At 73.3% G+C, this 16657-nt stretch carries 18 protein-coding genes and 1 pseudogene; 9 read left to right on the top strand and 10 right to left on the bottom strand.

Features of this window, described 5'->3' with window-relative positions:
- The first annotated feature begins 1103 nt into the window (after window positions 1–1103).
- Window positions 1104–1910 (top strand): C39 family peptidase, encoded by an 807-nt coding sequence (locus tag ACIRYZ_RS44985; protein WP_402955051.1) that lies wholly within the window; start codon window positions 1104–1106, stop codon window positions 1908–1910.
- 169 nt (window positions 1911–2079) lie between these two features.
- Here ACIRYZ_RS44985 and ACIRYZ_RS44990 read toward each other — a convergent pair whose 3' ends face one another.
- The 9 genes from ACIRYZ_RS44990 to ACIRYZ_RS45030 all read right to left on the bottom strand — a co-directional run bounded on the left by ACIRYZ_RS44990 (window position 2080) and on the right by ACIRYZ_RS45030 (window position 8869).
- Window positions 2080–2502: a hypothetical protein gene (locus ACIRYZ_RS44990; protein WP_402955054.1), complete on the bottom strand. Its 423-nt coding sequence runs from the start codon at window positions 2500–2502 to the stop codon at window positions 2080–2082.
- Window positions 2499–3263 (bottom strand): class I SAM-dependent methyltransferase, encoded by a 765-nt coding sequence (locus ACIRYZ_RS44995; RefSeq protein ID WP_402955057.1) that lies wholly within the window; start codon window positions 3261–3263, stop codon window positions 2499–2501. Before ACIRYZ_RS44995 ends, ACIRYZ_RS44990 begins: the two co-directional genes overlap by 4 nt.
- On the bottom strand, window positions 3260–4039 hold the full coding sequence (locus ACIRYZ_RS45000; protein ID WP_402955060.1) for a DUF2071 domain-containing protein: 780 nt from the start codon (window positions 4037–4039) through the stop codon (window positions 3260–3262). Before ACIRYZ_RS45000 ends, ACIRYZ_RS44995 begins: the two co-directional genes overlap by 4 nt.
- A gap of 92 nt (window positions 4040–4131) precedes the next feature.
- Entirely contained in the window at window positions 4132–5049 is a 918-nt protein-coding gene (locus ACIRYZ_RS45005) for a DUF3419 family protein (protein WP_402955063.1), read from the bottom strand.
- A complete protein-coding gene (locus ACIRYZ_RS45010) occupies window positions 5046–5447 on the bottom strand; it encodes a DoxX-like family protein (RefSeq protein WP_402955066.1) in 402 nt (133 codons plus the stop codon). The genes ACIRYZ_RS45005 and ACIRYZ_RS45010 overlap by 4 nt, the downstream gene beginning before the upstream one ends.
- A gap of 456 nt (window positions 5448–5903) precedes the next feature.
- Entirely contained in the window at window positions 5904–6548 is a 645-nt protein-coding gene (locus ACIRYZ_RS45015; protein ID WP_402955096.1) for a dihydrofolate reductase family protein, read from the bottom strand.
- A 172-nt stretch (window positions 6549–6720) separates the two neighbouring features.
- Entirely contained in the window at window positions 6721–8118 is a 1398-nt protein-coding gene (locus ACIRYZ_RS45020; RefSeq protein WP_402955068.1) for an NAD(P)/FAD-dependent oxidoreductase, read from the bottom strand.
- A 98-nt stretch (window positions 8119–8216) separates the two neighbouring features.
- Entirely contained in the window at window positions 8217–8378 is a 162-nt protein-coding gene (locus ACIRYZ_RS45025; protein ID WP_402955071.1) for a PaaX family transcriptional regulator C-terminal domain-containing protein, read from the bottom strand.
- 71 nt (window positions 8379–8449) lie between these two features.
- Entirely contained in the window at window positions 8450–8869 is a 420-nt protein-coding gene (locus ACIRYZ_RS45030) for a LuxR C-terminal-related transcriptional regulator (RefSeq protein WP_402955074.1), read from the bottom strand.
- 533 nt (window positions 8870–9402) lie between these two features.
- On the opposite strand from ACIRYZ_RS45030, the gene ACIRYZ_RS45035 reads away from it, so the two are divergent.
- The 4 genes from ACIRYZ_RS45035 (at window position 9403) to ACIRYZ_RS45050 (ending at window position 12571) form a co-directional block, all read left to right on the top strand.
- Window positions 9403–9663 carry a hypothetical protein gene (locus ACIRYZ_RS45035; protein WP_402955077.1) on the top strand — a complete coding sequence of 87 codons (261 nt, stop codon included), beginning with the start codon at window positions 9403–9405 and terminating at the stop codon, window positions 9661–9663.
- Window positions 9664–9869: 206 nt separating this feature from the next.
- Entirely contained in the window at window positions 9870–10256 is a 387-nt protein-coding gene (locus tag ACIRYZ_RS45040; RefSeq protein WP_402955080.1) for a DUF485 domain-containing protein, read from the top strand.
- The gene (locus tag ACIRYZ_RS45045; RefSeq protein ID WP_402955083.1) at window positions 10253–11980 is read left to right on the top strand and encodes a cation acetate symporter; all 1728 of its coding nucleotides are present in this window, start codon (window positions 10253–10255) and stop codon (window positions 11978–11980) included. The genes ACIRYZ_RS45040 and ACIRYZ_RS45045 overlap by 4 nt, the downstream gene beginning before the upstream one ends.
- A gap of 3 nt (window positions 11981–11983) precedes the next feature.
- Window positions 11984–12571 carry a cysteine dioxygenase gene (locus tag ACIRYZ_RS45050; RefSeq protein ID WP_402955086.1) on the top strand — a complete coding sequence of 196 codons (588 nt, stop codon included), beginning with the start codon at window positions 11984–11986 and terminating at the stop codon, window positions 12569–12571.
- A gap of 142 nt (window positions 12572–12713) precedes the next feature.
- Here the strand turns inward: ACIRYZ_RS45050 and ACIRYZ_RS45055 are convergent, their stop codons facing one another.
- Window positions 12714–12926, bottom strand: coding sequence for a hypothetical protein (locus tag ACIRYZ_RS45055; RefSeq protein WP_402955088.1), 213 nt, complete (start codon window positions 12924–12926; stop codon window positions 12714–12716).
- 52 nt (window positions 12927–12978) lie between these two features.
- Between ACIRYZ_RS45055 and ACIRYZ_RS45060 the strand changes: the two genes are divergently transcribed.
- The 4 genes and pseudogenes from ACIRYZ_RS45060 to ACIRYZ_RS45075 all read left to right on the top strand — a co-directional run.
- Complete coding sequence (locus tag ACIRYZ_RS45060; protein ID WP_402955091.1) at window positions 12979–14043, top strand: NAD(+)/NADH kinase; 1065 nt, start codon at window positions 12979–12981, stop codon at window positions 14041–14043.
- A gap of 433 nt (window positions 14044–14476) precedes the next feature.
- Window positions 14477–15784, top strand: a complete 1308-nt coding sequence (locus ACIRYZ_RS45065) for a molybdopterin-dependent oxidoreductase (RefSeq protein WP_402955093.1) — start codon at window positions 14477–14479, stop codon at window positions 15782–15784.
- Between the two features lie 2 nt (window positions 15785–15786).
- Window positions 15787–16269, top strand: a complete 483-nt coding sequence (locus ACIRYZ_RS45070) for a hypothetical protein (RefSeq protein ID WP_402955099.1) — start codon at window positions 15787–15789, stop codon at window positions 16267–16269.
- 197 nt (window positions 16270–16466) lie between these two features.
- A pseudogene (locus ACIRYZ_RS45075) lies at window positions 16467–16657 on the top strand (5'-methylthioadenosine phosphorylase); the annotation flags it as partial.

The following is a 16657-nucleotide window of genomic DNA, read 5'->3' on the forward strand; positions in this document are numbered from 1 at the left end:
AGCTGGACTCGTGGAAGATGATCTGGCTGAACGAGGCCAGCTGGTTCTTCGGGACGATCTGGGCGGCGATGGTCTTCGGGGACACGGTGGCGGCGTTCGCGGTGGCGGGCAGCACGCCGCCGAGGACGGTCAGACCGGCGGCGCCGGCGAGAACGGCAGCAGAAGTGCGCATACGAAGCTTGAAGCTGGGCATAGCGAACAGGACCTCAATCGGGTTGGGCCGGTGTCACGCCCTGCCTGGACCGTGACCGGACAGGGGTCGAGTGGTCGTGGGGCGTGTTTCGGCGGTGAGCCGCATCCGGCGGGACAGGAGCCGGTGTGGCTGGGTGGAGCAATTGTTGCCAGGCGGGAGCGGGCGCCGACAAGACCCCCTTGTTACGATCCGTCGTCGTATCCAGGGCGGACGGCCGTTGCTCCGAAGGGCGGGCCGGGTGGCCATGCCGATGCTGCTGAGCTGCGCAAACGTCGCAGTCGGGGTCGCGGGCGGCGCCGGGTGCGACCACTATCGCCCGTCGTGGACCCCGGTCTGGTGTGAGCGGGCTCACGGTTTATGGCGGTTTTGGGGCGATCTGTCCAGGCCGGCGGCAGACAACTCGTCGGACGGTTGCCTTTCGGTCGCAGAGCGGCGGCGCACCGGCTTCCCCCCGGCCTGGCCGGCGGCGCTCGTCCCGGGCCGACAGGTCCTGAGCCCGGAGCCGTCGACGAATTCCGGCCCGGTCCTCCACGCCGATCACTTCTCTTCCATCCTGGCTCCAGGCCTCCTGGAGTCAGGATGTTCAAGAGATCGCGCCGGGATCCGCAGCCGGCACCGAGCCGCGCCTGACGGGCCGTCACAGTTGTCACTGCGATCGGGCCGCACCGTCCCTCTTCGGAGGCGACGGCGCCCGTGCGGAGGGGAGTTGACGGACCGCAGGTGTGAGTTGACGGACTGCAGGTGTCCGGGCAACTCCTGCCACCTACACCATGATGGCCGGCTCCGCCAGTGCTGGTGCCACCAGAGGCGAAGCGGGCGAGGCCGAGGTTCGATGGAGGGGGCATCCAGGGCTGCCGCCGGCGGATGTCCGGTCCTCGGACGATGAGCTGCCATGGGAAGGAGCTGAGCCATGGGGAGCCACGAGGAGGTCCTGAACGGCGGGCGGGGCCCGCATCCGAGCCCGGGACGGCAGGTTCCACCCGAGGCCTCGTCACCCGCAACCGCACCGGGCGCCGAGACGCGCCCAGTGCCGGGCCGGCTGCCGAGGAAGAGGCGCGGCAGGCTGGTAGCGGCCGTCGCCGCCGTCCTGACCGGCGCTGTCACGGTGGTCGGCGCGCCCCCGTCGAGCGCCGTCTCCACCGCTGTCCCGGCCTACCAGCAGCAACTGGGCAACGACTGCGAGGCGTCCTCCCTGCGCATGGTGCTGGCCGCACGGGGGGTACAGGCGTCGGACCAGGACGTGCTCGGACGCATCGGCGTCGACCTGGCACATCCCCAGGCCGGGGTCTCCGGGCCGCTGTCCGGGGACCCGTTCACGGCCTTCGTCGGAGACCCCAACGGCTCGGAAGCGGCAGGCACCGGATTCGGTGTGTACTATCCGCCGATCGCCCAGGCCGCGCAGTCCTACGGTTTGTCCGTGGCGGCGGCCGGACAGGGGATCTCCCCCGCTCAGCTGAGCAGCGCGGTTGCCGCGGGACACCTGGCGGTCGTCTGGGTCGACTACAACTGGCGTGACGTCGCGGCGAACTCGTACACCGCGTACGACGGCCGCGTGGTGCCCTACGCCGGCCCGTCCGAGCACGCCGTCGTCGTGACCGGGGTCAGCAACGGACAGTATCTGGTCAACGACCCGTCCCGCGGGCAACTGCAGGTGAGCGGGGCGGACTTCGAGGCCGGGTACGCCAGCTACGGCGACATGGCGGTCATCGTCGAGTGACCGCTGCGCCCCGGTCGGACCCGCTGTCGGGGCGGCAGCCGGCCCGGCCCGCGGGTGGTGCGGGCTCGGCCAACGCGCCGCCGGTACGGCCGGGTTGGTCCTGGCCCCGCCCGGGCCGGTGTCAGCTGCGACGGGGTGATCCCCGACACCGGGCCCGCCGCCGGGCCGTTCACCACACCTGCCAGAGGGCGGCCGCGAACACCGCCGTCACCCAGGTCCAGAGCAGGCACAGGGCGACGTGGGCGGCGGTGCGCAGGGCGTCGCCGCGCCACAGCTTCGGGGAGAAGACCACGAACTCGAAGAGCCAGCGCAGGCCCCAGAACAGGGTCTGACCGGCCAGCAGCACGGCGCCCAGCCGGCCGCCGGCCAGCAGGTCGGGCGCCAGGCAGAGCGGTAGCAGGCCGAACAGGGCGCAGACCAGGCCGATGAAGAAGACGTGGACGTAGGAGACCTGGCGGGTCAGCAGGGTGGTGCCGGCCAGGTCGGCCGGCCAGCCGACCGCCCACGGCAGCACCGCGTGGCCCACTCCGAGTCCGACCAGGACCAGTCCGACCAGCCGCAACTGGCCCACCAAGCTGAGGACTTCGCTCATCCCCCGGCGCTCCGGAAGGTGAAGGCGGTGACCAGTCCGGCGATCCGGCGCTCGGCGGCCGGCCGCAGCCCGGCCTCGGCCGCGTGGCGCAGCCACGCCGCCCGGGGCAGGAAGTGCCAGGCCCCGGGGCCGTAGGCGGCGATGTTGGCGCCGTCGCGCAGGTGCTCGACCAGCAGCAGGGCGCCGCCCGGGCGCAGCGCGCGGGCGACCTCGGCGAACAGCGCGCGGCGGTCCGCGGGGCGGCGCAGCTCGTGGGCGGCGAAGACGGCGAACACGGTGTCCAGCGAGGAGGTCCCGACGGGCAGTGCGCCCGGGCGGGCCGGCACGCTGCCGGGGGCGGGCGGGACGTGCCGCCGGGCCCGCCGGATCGAGCCCTCGGTGGTCAGCGCCGGGTCGTACAGGTCGGCGATGTGCTGGTGGGCGGCCGGGTGGCGGGCGGAGACCGGGCGGCTGACCTCGTCCAGCCCGGCGGAGACCACCAGGTGCGTGCCGGGGCCGTCGGGCAGCAGCGCGGGCAGCCAGTCGTAGGTGTGCAGCCCGGAGCGGTCGTAGACGCGCCAGGTGGCGAGGGTGCTGACGGCGAGATGGGCGGCCGCGGTGGCGGCGCCGGCCCGGGCGAGCACGGCGGCCGGCCGGGGCAGGTGGCGGGCCGCCGCCCAGCCGCCGGCGGCGGTGAGCACGCCGGCGGCGTACAGCGGCCAGTTGTAGCGGATCACCTCGCGGACGCCGGAGGGGCGTCGGGGCGGTGGGGCGGTGGTCACAGGGCGGCCCCTTCGAGGGTGCGGCGGCTGCCGGGATGCCAGCCGTAGTCGATGTCGGCGACGTGGAAGGCGTTGGCGAGCACCGGCCGGCTTCCGGCCAGCGGGCCGTGGTCGAAGAAGGTCAGCCGCGGGACCTCGACGCTCACCGGCACGGGCCGCCACTCGGTGCGGGTGGCCTTGACCACGATCATCGAGCGGGTCTGCTCCTCGTACTCGAAGGTGTAGGGCAGGGGGCCGGCGAACCGGCGGGCCGCCCGGGCGTCCGCGAAGGGGCTGCCCGGCGGCAGGGCGGCCGGGGCGCTCCCCAGATCGGCGCGCACGTGCAAGTCGGCGTGGCCGTCGCCGCTGAGGACCTTGAACTCCAGGGTGTCGCCGACCACCCGGGTGCCGATCCGGGCGTGCCGGTAGTGGTAGCGGCTGAGGAGGTTTCCGCCGGCGGCCATCAGCCGGCTGTCGGTGTCCGAGCGCAGGATCCGCAGCCCGCGCATGGTCCGCCCGCCGGGGGTGGGGAACCGGGTGAAGACCCGGTAGCCGGTGAGGATGAAGTCGCGGCCGAACCGGGCCGGCAGCGCGGCCGGGCGCAGCGCCCGGGTGTCGACCACGGCGGCCGCGACGAAGCCGTGCTCGGTGCCGACCGGGTCGGTGTAGGTGTCCAGGGTGAGCCCGGGCGGCACCAGTGGGGTGAGCAGCCGGGGCGGCAGTGCGTAGGTGAGGACGAGGGAGTGCGCGAAGCGGGTGCGGATCGGAACGGGGTGGCGCTGGAGAAGATGTCGCATGGTCGACTCCGTTGGTCTGTACCGGGGTTCGGATGGGACGCGCCGGTATCCGGGTGGGCTGTGCCGGGTTTCGGGTGGGCCGTGCCGGGGCTTCAGAGGCGGACGACCCGGACGACGCCCCACAGCGGGCACCGGTCCTCGGCGGCGGCCCCCGGGCCGGCGGGCCCCGGTTCGCGGATGCTGCGCAGCACGGCGATCCCGCCGGGCCGGACGGCGTGGCGCACGGCGGCGCGCAGCCGGCGGGCGAAGGCCGGGTCGGGGCCGTCCAGGACGTTGGAGAGCGTCACCGCGTCGTAGGCCGCGGCGGGGGAGCGTTCGAGGTGCTCGACGACGTCGCCGTGGAGCAGCCGGACGGGCGGCCCGCCGCCGGGCAGTTCGCGCCCGACTCGCCCGGCGCCGGGCAGTTCGCGGCCGAGCAGGAGCCGCCAGGCCCACGGGTTGTCGGCGTTGGGGTGCCGGGCGAAGCCGCGGGCCAGCCGGGCCCGCAGCACGGTGTCGAAGCGGCGAGGCAGCACGGCCCGGAACGCCGGGTGCAGGCCGCCCGCGAGCGCGCCGGCCGGGCGGAGTGCGGCGCCGAGCAGCAGCCGCAGGCCGGGGCCGTCGAGGTGGCGGTGCCAGTGGCGGGCCTGCGCCGCCGGGTCGTCGAGGCGTAGGAACCGTTCCAGCGCTGCCGGGCGCCAGGCCGGCAGGGCGGTCGCGGCGGCGGCCCGCCCGAGGGCGAGCAGCCGTTCCGCGGCGCCGGTCGCGGCGGGTGCACCGGTGGTCAGGCGGGCGCGGGCGTAGGCGAGTTGGGCGGGGTTGACGTCCACCGCGGTGACCTGGTGGCCGGCGGCGGCCAGCGCGGCTGCGGTGTCCCCGGCGGAGGCGATGCACAGGACGCGGGCGCCGGGCGGCGGGAAGGCCGCGAGGTCGACGCCGGGGTCCTCGTACATCCGGCCGAACAGCACGCCGGGGCGGCGGGGTTGCAGGCTCAGCAGTCGGCCGTCGGCCCAAGGGGTCGCGGTGCTCACGCGGTCACCGCCGCACGGGCGGCGGGGCGGTGCCGGGTCGCGGCGACGGTCCAGATCAGCGCCAGGAAGGTGAGGTCCTGGACGATCAGCCGGCCGGGTTCGGGGATCTCGTCGGCGCCGAACAGCAGGCCGCCGGTGTTGAACCCGACCACGAGGACGGTCTGCACGACGGCGGCGGGACGCGCCCGGCGGCCGGTCAGCACCCAGAGGCCGAGGGCCAGTTCGGCCGCCCCGATGGCCAGCAGCAGTGGTGTCACCGCCCACCCGGGCAGCAGCGGCACCGACTCCACGATGGCCCGCTGGTCCGCCCGGCCGGGCCAGATCTTGCACCAGAGCCCTTCGTAGCCCCACATCAGCGCCACCGCTCCGGCGGCGAGCCTGTTCTGCCACGGTGTCACGGTTCCCCCTTCCTCCTGCTGCCTCGCCGGGGCGCGCGACCGCGCCGGGGTGCGGCGGGGCAGCACGGGACCGTCCCGCACCGCTGGTCACGGCCGGGAGGTGCCCGCTGGGCATCATCATGGCGCACGGCTTTGAACGTGTTCAACTTAGGGCTCCGGTCGCCGCGCCGCCGACGCCCGCCACTCTCCGAACCGAAGGCGCCGACCACCCGGTGGTGGCCGGCGCCTTCGCGGCCGAGGTGGCCTCGGTCGGGGGCACGGACGATCCTGAGCCGGCTGCTGGCGGCGACGCGGTCCCCACCCGCCGACGCGGTCCCCACCCGCCGACGCGGTCCCCACCCGCCGACGCGGTCCCCACCCGTCGACGCGGCCGGAACCCGGCGTCACGCGGCGACAGCCCTCGCACGTCATCGTCTCGATGCCGCACCTGCGCCGAGCCACCGGGCGTGGGGCGGTTCAGCCGCCGTGTCCGGTACCGCGGTCGGGTGCGGTCATGTCGCCCGTTGCGGGCGTGCCGTCGGCGAGCCCGTAGCGCAGGTACACGGTGCCCTTCGGGCCGGCCGCCGGGGGCTGGAGAAGGGTGAGGCCGGTGGGCACGGCGCCGTTGTCGAACACCTTCTTCCCGACGCCGAGCACGATCGGGTGCAGCCAGAGGTCGAGGCGGTCGAAGAGCTTCTCGCGCAGGAGGGTCTGTACGAGGTTCAGGCTTCCGACGACCTTCACGTGCTCGTGCCGGTCACGGATCTCGCGCACCGCGGCGGCCAGGTCCGGGCCGAGCTGCGTGGATCCGGCCCAGGAAAGGTCGGGCCTGCCGCGGGAGGCCACGTACTTCGGGACGCGGTTGAAGAGCGTGGCGATCGCGTTGTCCTGGCCGCCTTCCTGGTGCGGCCAGTGGGCGGCGAAGATGTCGTACGTGCGTCGGCCGAGCAGGAGGGCGTCCGTGTCCTCGTACGCGGCGGCGACCTGCGCCCCGGCGACCTCGTCCAGCAGGGGCGCCTGCCAGCCGCCGAACGGGAACCCCACCGGGTCCTCGTCGGGGCCGCCGGGCGCCTGCCCGACGAGGTCGAGGGTCGCGAACAGCTCGATGTGGATGAGGCCCATGGCGTACTCCCGTGAGTCGGTTGTCTCCGTCAAGGGATAGACCTGCGCTGGCCCGGAAACTCATCGCCACGACGGAACCGGGCTCGACCGGGTCGGGCGGAACGACCACGAGGCCCTCCGCATCCGCCTGGACCAGCTGTCGACGAAGCCCCCGGGAGGACGGGGCTGGGCGTCAGCTGTCGAAGCCCAGGCCGAAGCGGTCCAGCGTGCGCAGCCACAGGTTGCGCCGCCCGGCGTCGGCGTCGGCCCGGGTGAGGGCCCATTGGGTGATGCCGATGCCGATCGAGCGGGCGGGCTCGGGTGGGAAGGGCAGCGGCTTGCGACGGACCAGTTCCAGGGCGGTGCGCTCGGTGCGGGCGCCGTTCAGGAGGTCGAGCATGACCTCGGCGCCGAAGCGGGTGGCGCCGACGCCCAGGCCGGTGAATCCGGCGGCGTAGGCGACCCGGCCGTCGTGGGAGAGGTCGAAGAAGGCGCTGAACCGGGTACAGGTGTCGATCGCGCCGCCCCAGGCGTGGCTGAACCGCACACCCTCCAGCTGGGGGAAGGTCCGGAAGAAGTGCCGGGCGAGGGTGGCGAAGGTCTCCGGGCGCTGGTCGCGCTCCGCGCGTACCCGGCTGCGGTACTGGTGGACGACGTCGTAGCCGCCGAACAGGATGCGGTTGTCGGCGGAGAGCCGGACGTAGTGGAAGTGGTTGGCGCTGTCGGCGAAGCCCTGGCGGTTGCGCCAGCCGACGGAGGCGAGCTGTTCCTCCGTCAGCGGCTCGGTCATCAGCGCGTAGTCGTAGACCGGCACGGTGTAGGGGCGGTGGCGGCGCAGCAGGGAGGGGAACGCGTTGGTGGCGAGCGCGACCCGGCGGGCGCCGATCCGGCCGTACGGCGTGCGGACGGTGATGCCGTGCGGGGAGGAGGCCAGGCCGGTTGCCCGGGTGTGCTCGTGGATCCGCACGCCCTGGTCGAGGCAGGCTTGCTTGAGGCCCCAGGCGAGGCGGGCGGGGTTGAGCATGGCGACGCCTTCGCGGTCCCAGAGGGCGCCGAGGAAGGTGGGGGAGTCGATCTCGGCGCGAGCGGCCTCGCGGTCGAGGAAGTCGAGGCGGCTTCCGTGGCGGGCGGCGAGGTCGGCGAACTCGTGCAGGCCGTCGACCTGGTAGCTCTCGGTGGCGACGACGAGGGAGCCGGTGCGCTCCCAGCCGCAGTCGATGCCGTACCGCTTGACGGTGTCCTCCATGGCCTGGAGGTTGGCGGCGCCCAGTCGCTCCAGGGTGGCGAGTTCGCCCGGCCAACGCTGATGCCCGTTGGCGAGGCCGTGGGTGAGGCTGGCCTCGCAGAATCCGCCGTTGCGACCGGAGGCGGCCCAGCCGATCTCCTGTGCCTCGACGAGGACGACGTCGAGCGAGGGGTCGCGCTCCTTGGCGATGAGCGCGGTCCACAGTCCGCTGTAGCCGCCGCCCACGACGAGCAGGTCGCAGCGGAGGTCCCCGACCACCGCGGATGCGGCCGCGGGTCGACCGGGGTCGTCGAGCCAGAACGGTACGGGCTGGGCGTCCTGGAGTGCGCGGACGGGGTCGGCCATGGCGGGTGGCTCTCCTTGGGTGCGGGGAGGGCGGGGGCCTCCGGATGCCCCATCCGACCGCGGGCCCGGCATCAACGTCAATGGTGTTGACATAAGCCTCAGGCGGGCGCGATCTCGATCCGGTCCAGGATCTCGGCCGCGATCGCCTCGGCGCCCGGCTGGTAGTGGTGCGCCAGCGTGCGGAACAGCTGCTCGGCCGCCCCGGCGGGCCAGTCCGCGGGCAGGTGCGCGGCGGGCAGATGCGGATCGGCTCGGACCACGTCCAGCCAGTCGGTGTGCAGCCCTCGGGGCCGAGCGAGCCGGGCCGCGCGGCATCGCCGCGGGCCGTCCACTACCGGCTGGCGGGGAGCCAGCCGTCCTGAACGGCATGGACGCCCGCTTGGAAGCGGCTGCGGGCGTCCAGCCGGTCCAGCAGGTCGGCGGCGATGCGGCGGGCGGTTCGCGGGGAGACGCCGAGTCGTTTGGCGATCGACTCGTCGGTGTGTCCGTGCGTCAGCAGTTCCAGTGCGGCCCGCTCCTGGGGGGTCATCTGATCGGGCGGGATGGGGGACGGGGCGCCGAGCGCGGTCGCGCCGGTCCAGATGCTTTCGAACAGCGCGCTCAAGGCGGTGACGGTGCCGGTGCCGGTCAGCACGACGGCGCCGGCGCGGGCGTCCTCGGTGTCCAGGGGCAGGACCGCGTGAGTGCGGTCCGCGATGATCTCGCGTCCTTCGCCCGCCCCGCCGAGCGGGTCGAGCACGTCGTCGTCCATCGCGGCCACGTGTCGGGCCCGGTGGTCGGCCTGTTCGTGGCCGCAGCCGGCCTGACCGAAGCCGAACTCAGTGCCTCGGAGGTCTGCCGGCGGGCCGTCGCCGAGCACCCCGCGCTACGAGGGGTCAGCATCGTGGGATGCGGCGCGGTGCTCGTGCCCGGCCCCTGGGACCGGGAGTGGACGAGCCCCGCCCCCGATCCGCCGGGCTTCGCCGACCCTCCTGGCCCACTTATGCCACTGCATAGTCCGTCCAGCCCGAACCCGTCCCACCCGTCCTGAGAATCCGCCACAGTCATGGCAACGGCCGAAGCGGCAGGGAAGAACCCTCCGGGAAACCGGGGAGGCCCGGGAACGGAAACAACCGGAATTCCTGCCGCGGCCGGCCGGATCGGCTCACGAAACGGGCGCCGGGAAACAGCAGCCGTACTGCCAGGAGGAAACGATGACGGTCACGAAAGTCGCCTCGACCACCGCTGCGCTCGCCTTCGCAGTCGAACCAGTTCACCCTGTACAACCCCGAGAAGGACCAGATCATGGCCTACACCGGTGGCAACCAGGGCTCCGTGGTGATGGAGGATTCCGGGACGTCGAGCCTGGGGCCGAACGGCGAGCTGTGGTCATGGGGAGGACGGGAGGACTGGGGGGCCTACGCACTGCAGTCCTTCTGGGACAGCGGACAGAACGTCGACGCGAAGGACGGCTTCGACAACCCCCGCACCGACCCGGTCCACACCCGCGGCTGGCGCCACGGTAACCAGCGTGAACTGACCTGGAACGCCGTCACCCCCGGCTGACGACCCGTCGGGGTCCAGAACTGGTTCGAGCCGGGCGCCACGCCCGGCTCGAACCGGTCCCGAGTCCTGGACGGAGCGGATCCACGGCTGACGAGAGCCCGCTGAGCGGGCCGGGACCGTCGCCGACCACGCGTTGACCGCTTGTCTACCGGGCACTCCTACGGTCGGGGCCATCGGCAAGTTCCGCACTGCTCCGAAGGATTCCCATGATCGACCCGGCCGCGTCGACGCGCGGTGACACACCCTGGATCGGCGACGATCCGCGATTCACCGAGTTGCGCGCCGCCTACCGCAGGTTCGTGTTCCCGGTGACGGCGGCGTTCCTGCTCTGGTTCCTGGCGTACGTCCTCTGCTCCGCCTATGCTCGCGGCCTCATGGCGACCAAGGTCGTCGGAAGCGTCAACGTGGCCCTGGTCTTCGGACTGCTGCAGTTCGTCTCGACCTTCGGCATCGCCCTGGCCTACGGCCGCTTCGCCGCCCGGCGGCTGGACCCGCTGGCCGCGGCCCTGCGAAGCGCGGCGGCGTCCCATCCAATCGCCCCGGCCCCGGCTGGCCGCGGCGGCGACCAGGAACTGACGGAGAACCAGGCATGACACAGCACCTTCCGCTCGCCGCGGCTGCGGCGCAGTCGACATCGAACAAGGGTCTGACCGTCGGCCTGTTCGTCGCCCTGGTGGCGGTGACCCTCGTCATCACCCTCTGGGCGCGGCGGAGCACGCGGGGCACCGGCGGCTTCTACACCGGCGGCGGCCAGTTCTCCGCGCTGCAGAACGGGATCGCGATCTCGGGCGACTATCTGTCCGCGGCCTCCTTCCTCGGCATCGCCGGGATCATCGCGCTCTCCGGGTACGACGGCTTCCTCTACTCGATCGGCTTCCTGGTCGCCTGGCTGGTCGCGCTGCTGATGGTCGCCGAACTGCTGCGCAACACCGGGCGGTTCACCATGGCCGACGTGCTGGCCGCGCGGCTGCGCAGCGGGCCGATGCGGACCGCCGCGGGCGTGTCGACCATCGTGGTGTCGATCTTCTACCTGATCGCGCAGATGGTCGGCGCGGCGACGATCGTGGGGCAGCTGCTCGACGTCAAGGGCGCTTCCGCGCAGATCTGGACCATCGTCGGTGTCGGTGCCCTGATGATCGTCTACGTCGTGGTCGGCGGGATGAAGGGCACCACCTGGGTGCAGATCGTCAAGGCGGTGCTGCTGATCGCCGGCGCGGCCACGATGACCCTGTGGGTGCTGGCGAAGTACGGGTTCGACCTCAGTCACCTGCTCGGGGACGCCGCCTCGGCGTCCAAGAAGGGCGACGCCTTCCTGCAGCCCGGCCTGAAGTACGGGGCCACCGACGGCTGGTCGAAGCTCGACCTGGTCAGCCTCGGCGTCGCGCTGGTGCTGGGCACCGCGGCGCTGCCGCACGTGCTGGTGCGCTTCTACACCGTCCCGACCGGCCGCGACGCACGCAAGTCGGTGAACTGGGCGATCGGCATCATCGGGGTCTTCTACCTGATGACCCTGGTGCTCGGCTTCGGCGCGGCCGCGCTGGTCGGCACGGCGACGATCAAGGAGAAGGACCCGTCCGGCAACACCGCCGCCACCCTGCTGGCCGAGCACCTCGGCGGTGGCGCGGGCACCACCGGCGGCTCCCTGATGCTCGCCTTCGTCGCGGCGGTGGCGTTCGCCACCATCCTCGCGGTCGTCGCCGGGCTCACCCTGACCTCCTCGTCGTCGTTCGCCCATGACCTGTATGCCAGCGTCATCCGCAAGGGCCGGGCCACGGAGCGGCAGGAGCTGGTCACGGCGAAGATCGCCGCCGTGGTCATCGGCGCGGTCGCGGTCGCCCTGTCGATCTTCGCCAGGGACCTCAACGTGGCGTTCCTGGTGGCCCTGGCCTTCGCCATCGCGGCCTCGGCCAACCTGCCGGCGATCCTGCTGACCCTGTTCTGGAAGCGCTTCACCACCTTCGGCGCCAAGTGCGGCATCTACGCGGGCCTGGTCAGCTCGATCGGCCTGGTCCTGCTCTCCCCGATCTGCTGGGGCGGCGCGAGCGGCACGGTCCACGCCGTGAAGCTGACGGCCGCCCAGGCGAAGGACTGCGGGGTGGAGGCGTCCAACAAGCAGGTCGGCAACGCCACGGCGCTGATCTCCTGCACCACCACCGCACCGATCCCGCTGCAGAACCCCGGGGTCATCTCGATTCCGATCGGCTTCGCGGCCGCGGTCCTCGGTTCCGTGGCCGGGGGCCGCCGCCGGGACGAGGACGCGCAGGGGCGCGGCTTCGCCGAGCTGGAGGTCCGCGCGCTCACCGGGGTGGGACGGTAGAGCGTGGAACCGGGATCCAACCTCGACGAGTTCCTCTCCGACCTTGAGCGCTACGTCGCCGCGGAGGTCCTGACCGCCCAGCTCACCGCGGACACCCTGCGCAAGTACCTGCGCGCCGGGCTGATCCTCCCCGAGGACCTGTGCGCCGGTGACACCGACGGCTACGCGCAGCGGCTGCTGCATGCCGGACGGACGCACTCCGTGGTGGCCCTGACCTGGCTGCCCGGGCAGTTCACCCCGATCCACGACCACATCGCCTGGTGCGTCTCCGGCGTGGTGGAGGGTGTTGAGGTGGACGAGGCGTACCGGCTCTGGCGGCTGCCCCGCTCCGGCCGCCGGGTGCTGGTGCCGTCCGGCCGGACCACCTGTTCTCCCGGCCGGGTGCAGCTCCTGGTGCCGCCCGACGAGGACATCCACCGGGTGTCCAACGGCGGCACCGGGTGCGCGGTCTCCCTGCACGTCTACGGCGCCGACATCTCGCTGAACGGGGGCAGCTCGATCAACCGGGTCTTCGGACAGGAGGTCGTGGACCTCCCGCCGGACGGCGCCCGCCTGGTGAGCTGGCGGACACCGTCCGACCTCGTGCCCTGACCGACCCACCACGACCTGACGGGCCGTCCGCGCCGGACGGCCCGTCAGTCGTGACCGGGCCCCTGCCCGGTTGTTCGGTCACGAGGGTGGGGCCGGGTCGGGAGGCCGGGCCGAACGGGGCGGTCGTCGCCGCTGCCCGAGGTCAGTGTTGGTGGGCCCGGGCGCGCAGGTCCTCGCGGGCGGCGGCGAGTACCTGGTCGGAGAGGTCCGGGTCGGTGGAGGCGACCGCGCGGGCGAGCAGCAGCGCGCCCGCCGTCTGGCTGAACAGGGCCAGCCGCCCGCCGACGGGGCCGGTCCCGGCGAGCCGATCGCCCGCCGAGGCCCCACCATGGGTCGGGTAAGAGTGCGCGGCCACTGCACCCCGGTGGGCAGAGCCGCGGCAACGTGGCGACAAGACGAGGTCCCCCATGCCCGTGCACCGCGTCGGACTGGTCGTCCACCAGGGCCGCGGCGCTGCCCGCGACGCCGCCCGCGCCGTGCACGCCTGGTGTGCGGCGCACGACGTCCCCTGCACCGAGATCGACGTCTGGTCGCAGGACCGACGGCGCGGCTCCGGCCGCGACGAGGCCCACGCCGCCGGGGACCCGGACCTGGTCGTCACCCTCGGCGGGGACGGGACCTTCCTGCGCGGCGCCCGGATAGCCGTGAAGACCGGAGCCAGCGTGCTCGGGGTCGACCTGGGAAAGGTCGGTTTCCTCACCGAGGTGCCGGCCTGCGACATCACCGCCGCCCTCGACGCCGTCCACGCCGACCACGCCCCGGTCGAGGAGCGGATGACGCTGACCATGCGCGCCTCCAGGCCGCCGGAGGTGCCCACGGAGATGGAGGCCTTCCTCTGCTACGGACGCGGCCCCGCCCTGCCGTCGCCGCCGGTGCGGCCGGAGCACACCGCGGGCGACGGCTGGGGTCTGCCCTTGGACGTCAACGCCCTCAACGACGTGGTGGTGGAGAAGCTCGCCCGGGACCGCCAGGTCAGCGCGGGCGTCTACATCTCCGGCAGGCTGCTGGCCGCCTACTCGGCCGACGCCCTCGTGGTCGCGACACCCACCGGCTCGACCGCGTACAGCTTCTCCGCCGGCGGCCCCGTGCTCTCCCCGCACATGGACGCGGTCGTGTTCACCCCGATCGCCGCCCACATGACCTTCAACCGCACCGTCGTCGCCGCTCCCGACGAACCGATCGCGCTGCGCATCCTGCCGCACTCCGGCCGCGCCGCGGTCAGCATCGACGGCCAGCTGCGGGGAATCATCGACCCGGGCGACTGGATCGGCGTCTACCGCGCCCCGCAACGCGTGCGGCTCATCCGCCTCCATCCCACCGACTTCTACGGTCGGCTGCGGGACCGCTTCCGACTCGCCGACGCACCCGCCACCGCGACCGACCCGGAGTCCGCCCCGTTCTTCCGCCCCGACTCCGCCGTACCCCCGGACCTCGCGGGCCTGCGGCTACCGCCGCCCACCGCGGCCCGCTGAACGCCCCCCGGCCGCGCGGGCCGAACTCCCGACCGCCGCCGCCGAAGCCCCGCGGGCAGGTGCGCGGCTTCCAGGCGGCCGTGGCCCGAGGCGCGTCCGTCCGGGTGATGTTCTCGTCGGTCGGGTTCGGCTTCACCGGGACGGGTGCGCGGCTGGTGGTTGGCTGTCCGGCGGGCGCTGGTCGACCGGTTCTGACCGTGGCTGTGCGCAGAGCCGGCGATCGCCGACTCTTCCGTTCGGCAGGGAACCGGTGAACCGCGCTTCCACGGTGGCTCTGGGTCGGAGGTGGCGGGTGGTCGGGGCTCGGCGTGGTGGTGGATCGGACGGGCGAAGCCGGTGGCGGCGATCCGCCGATCCGCTGCGGGGCCTCACCCGGGCCGCTGGCAGCACCTGGCGCGGCGCGGTCCGGGCCGTTGAACGATCCCGTGCCGCGGTGGGTGCCCGACTGTCGGCGTTCGCCCGCGGGCTCGGGCAGGCGCCCGCACCGCCCGGACCGTTCCGCCCGGGGTTCTGGCGCAGTCCGATCCGGGGGCCCTGGCTGACGTCGGTGTTCGGGCTGGTGCTGCTCGTCGGGCTCCCGGTCCTCTTCGTGACCGGGGCGCTGTCCTACGCCGCGTACAACCCGGACCTCGGCCTGCTCAACGACCAGACCCCGGACAAGGGCGTGCTGGGCTTCTACCTCTTCGACTGGCCCACCCACCCGTCCTGGCTGTACCGGCTCACCCAGGGCGTGCACGTGACGCTCGGCGTGACCCTGGTGCCGGTGGTGCTGGCCAAGCTGTGGTCGGTGATCCCGAAGCTCTTCGAGTGGCCGCCCGTGCGCAGCGCCGCCCACGCGCTGGAGCGGCTGTCGCTGCTGATGCTGGTCGGTGGGGTCGTCTTCGAATTCGTGACCGGGATCCTCAACATCCAGCTCCACTACGTCTTCCCGGGGTCCTTCTACACCCTCCACTTCTACGGCGCGTGGGTGTTCATCGCGGCGTTCGCCGTCCACGTGGCCCTCAAGCTGGCAACGATGGTCCGCGCCCTGAAGCCGCGTTCGCTGCTGGGGGAGTTGCGCACCGGTCTCGCCGACACCAGGCCCGAGCCGCCCGACGCCGACGGCCTGGTGGCGGTCGCCCCCGCCGCCCCGACGATCGCCCGGCGCGGCGCACTCGCGCTGGTGGGCGCCGGGTCCCTGGTCCTGTTCGCGGTCACCGCGGGTCAGAGCATCGGCGGCCGGCTCCGGACCACCGCGCTGATGGCACCCCACAACCGCGAACCGGGGGAGGGCCCGAACGGCTTCCAGATCAACAAGACGGCCGCCTCCGTGGGCGTCTCGTCGGCGATGGTCGGTCCGCACTGGCGGCTGGAGCTGTACGGCGCCGGGGCGGCGCAGTCGCTCTCCCGTGAGCAACTGCTCGCGATGTCGCAGCAGTCGGCCTGGCTGCCGATCGCCTGCGTGGAGGGCTGGTCCACCGCGGACCAGCACTGGAGCGGACTCCGGCTCGCCGACCTCGCCGCCATGGCCGGTCTGCCCGAGGCGTCGAGCGTGCTGGTGGAGTCGGTCCAACCGCCCGGTCCCTACAGCTCCGTGGTGCTGCGCGGCAACCAGATCCGCGACCTCCGCTCCCTCCTCGCCCTCAGGGTCAACGGAGCCGACCTCTCCCTCGACCACGGCTATCCCGCCCGGATCATCGTCCCCGCCAACCCCGGTGTGAACAACACCAAATGGGTTCGCCGGCTCACCTTCAGGACGTGACCATGGTCCGACTCGCCCGTCTCACCCGCTGGTACGGCGCCGGCCCGATGCACCTGCTCGTCCTCCTCGCGTCCCTCGCGCTCACCGGCTACGCCGTCGAGCGACTCGTGGCCGACCGGCCCCTCGTGGTGGCGATCTGGTTCGTCGGCGCGGCCGTCGCCCACGACCTGATCCTGCTGCCGCTGTACTCACTCGCCGACCTCTCGGCCCGGGCTGTGCTCCGCCACCGCCGGGAACGGGCCGCCGCGGTGGAGTGGATCAACTACCTCCGCGTACCGGCCTTCCTCTCCGGTCTCCTGCTGCTCGTCTGGTTCCCGCTCATCCTCGATCTGTCGGAGCCCTATCAGGGAGCCACCGGGCTGTCGGCGGACGTCTACCTCGGCCGATGGCTCGCGATCACCGGGATCCTGTTCGGCGCGGCAGCCGTCGGCCTCGCGCTCAGGCTGCGCGCCGCCCATCGAACCGGGCGACGCGAGCCGCGATGAGCGGCACCCGCCGTGGCACCCCACTGAAGCAACGGAAGCACTGCGGCGACCCGGAACACCGCTGACCGGCCGCCGGCCGCCGCGGCGGGCCTCCGCGCGTGCACGGCGTCCGCGAATCGTAAGGCTGTGATTCACGGAGTCCGCCGCGGCCGGCTCCTACAGTGGCCGGGACGTTCTTCCTCTGAGAGGTGGTAGAGATGACGGTGCATCAGGAAGGGCCGTGGGCCGAGGTGGGTGTGATCGGCGGTTCGGGGCTGTACGCGCTGCTGGACGACGTGGCGGAGGTGCGGGTGGACACGCCGTACGGTCCGCCCAGTGACGCGCTGTTCGTGGGGGAGGCGGCGGGGCGGCGGGTCGCCTTCCTGCCCCGGCACGGGCGCGGCCACAG

It is taken from the genome of Kitasatospora sp. NPDC101155 (assembly GCF_044768305.1).
GTDB lineage: Bacteria > Actinomycetota > Actinomycetes > Streptomycetales > Streptomycetaceae > Kitasatospora.

Excerpts from the sequence above, each read along its gene's own strand:
- ACIRYZ_RS45035 (WP_402955077.1), top strand. The coding sequence starts at position 9,403 with ATGGCCTACACCGGTGGCAACCAGGGCTCCGTGGTGATGGAGGATTCC.
- ACIRYZ_RS45000 (WP_402955060.1), bottom strand. The coding sequence starts at position 4,039 with ATGCGACATCTTCTCCAGCGCCACCCCGTTCCGATCCGCACCCGCTTC.
- ACIRYZ_RS45015 (WP_402955096.1), bottom strand. The coding sequence starts at position 6,548 with ATGGGCCTCATCCACATCGAGCTGTTCGCGACCCTCGACCTCGTCGGG.
- ACIRYZ_RS45045 (WP_402955083.1), top strand. The coding sequence starts at position 10,253 with ATGACACAGCACCTTCCGCTCGCCGCGGCTGCGGCGCAGTCGACATCG.
- ACIRYZ_RS44985 (WP_402955051.1), top strand. The coding sequence starts at position 1,104 with ATGGGGAGCCACGAGGAGGTCCTGAACGGCGGGCGGGGCCCGCATCCG.
- ACIRYZ_RS44990 (WP_402955054.1), bottom strand. The coding sequence starts at position 2,502 with ATGAGCGAAGTCCTCAGCTTGGTGGGCCAGTTGCGGCTGGTCGGACTG.
- ACIRYZ_RS45070 (WP_402955099.1), top strand. The coding sequence starts at position 15,787 with ATGGTCCGACTCGCCCGTCTCACCCGCTGGTACGGCGCCGGCCCGATG.
- ACIRYZ_RS45040 (WP_402955080.1), top strand. The coding sequence starts at position 9,870 with ATGATCGACCCGGCCGCGTCGACGCGCGGTGACACACCCTGGATCGGC.
- ACIRYZ_RS45020 (WP_402955068.1), bottom strand. The coding sequence starts at position 8,118 with ATGGCCGACCCCGTCCGCGCACTCCAGGACGCCCAGCCCGTACCGTTC.
- ACIRYZ_RS45060 (WP_402955091.1), top strand. The coding sequence starts at position 12,979 with ATGCCCGTGCACCGCGTCGGACTGGTCGTCCACCAGGGCCGCGGCGCT.
- ACIRYZ_RS45030 (WP_402955074.1), bottom strand. The coding sequence starts at position 8,869 with ATGGACGACGACGTGCTCGACCCGCTCGGCGGGGCGGGCGAAGGACGC.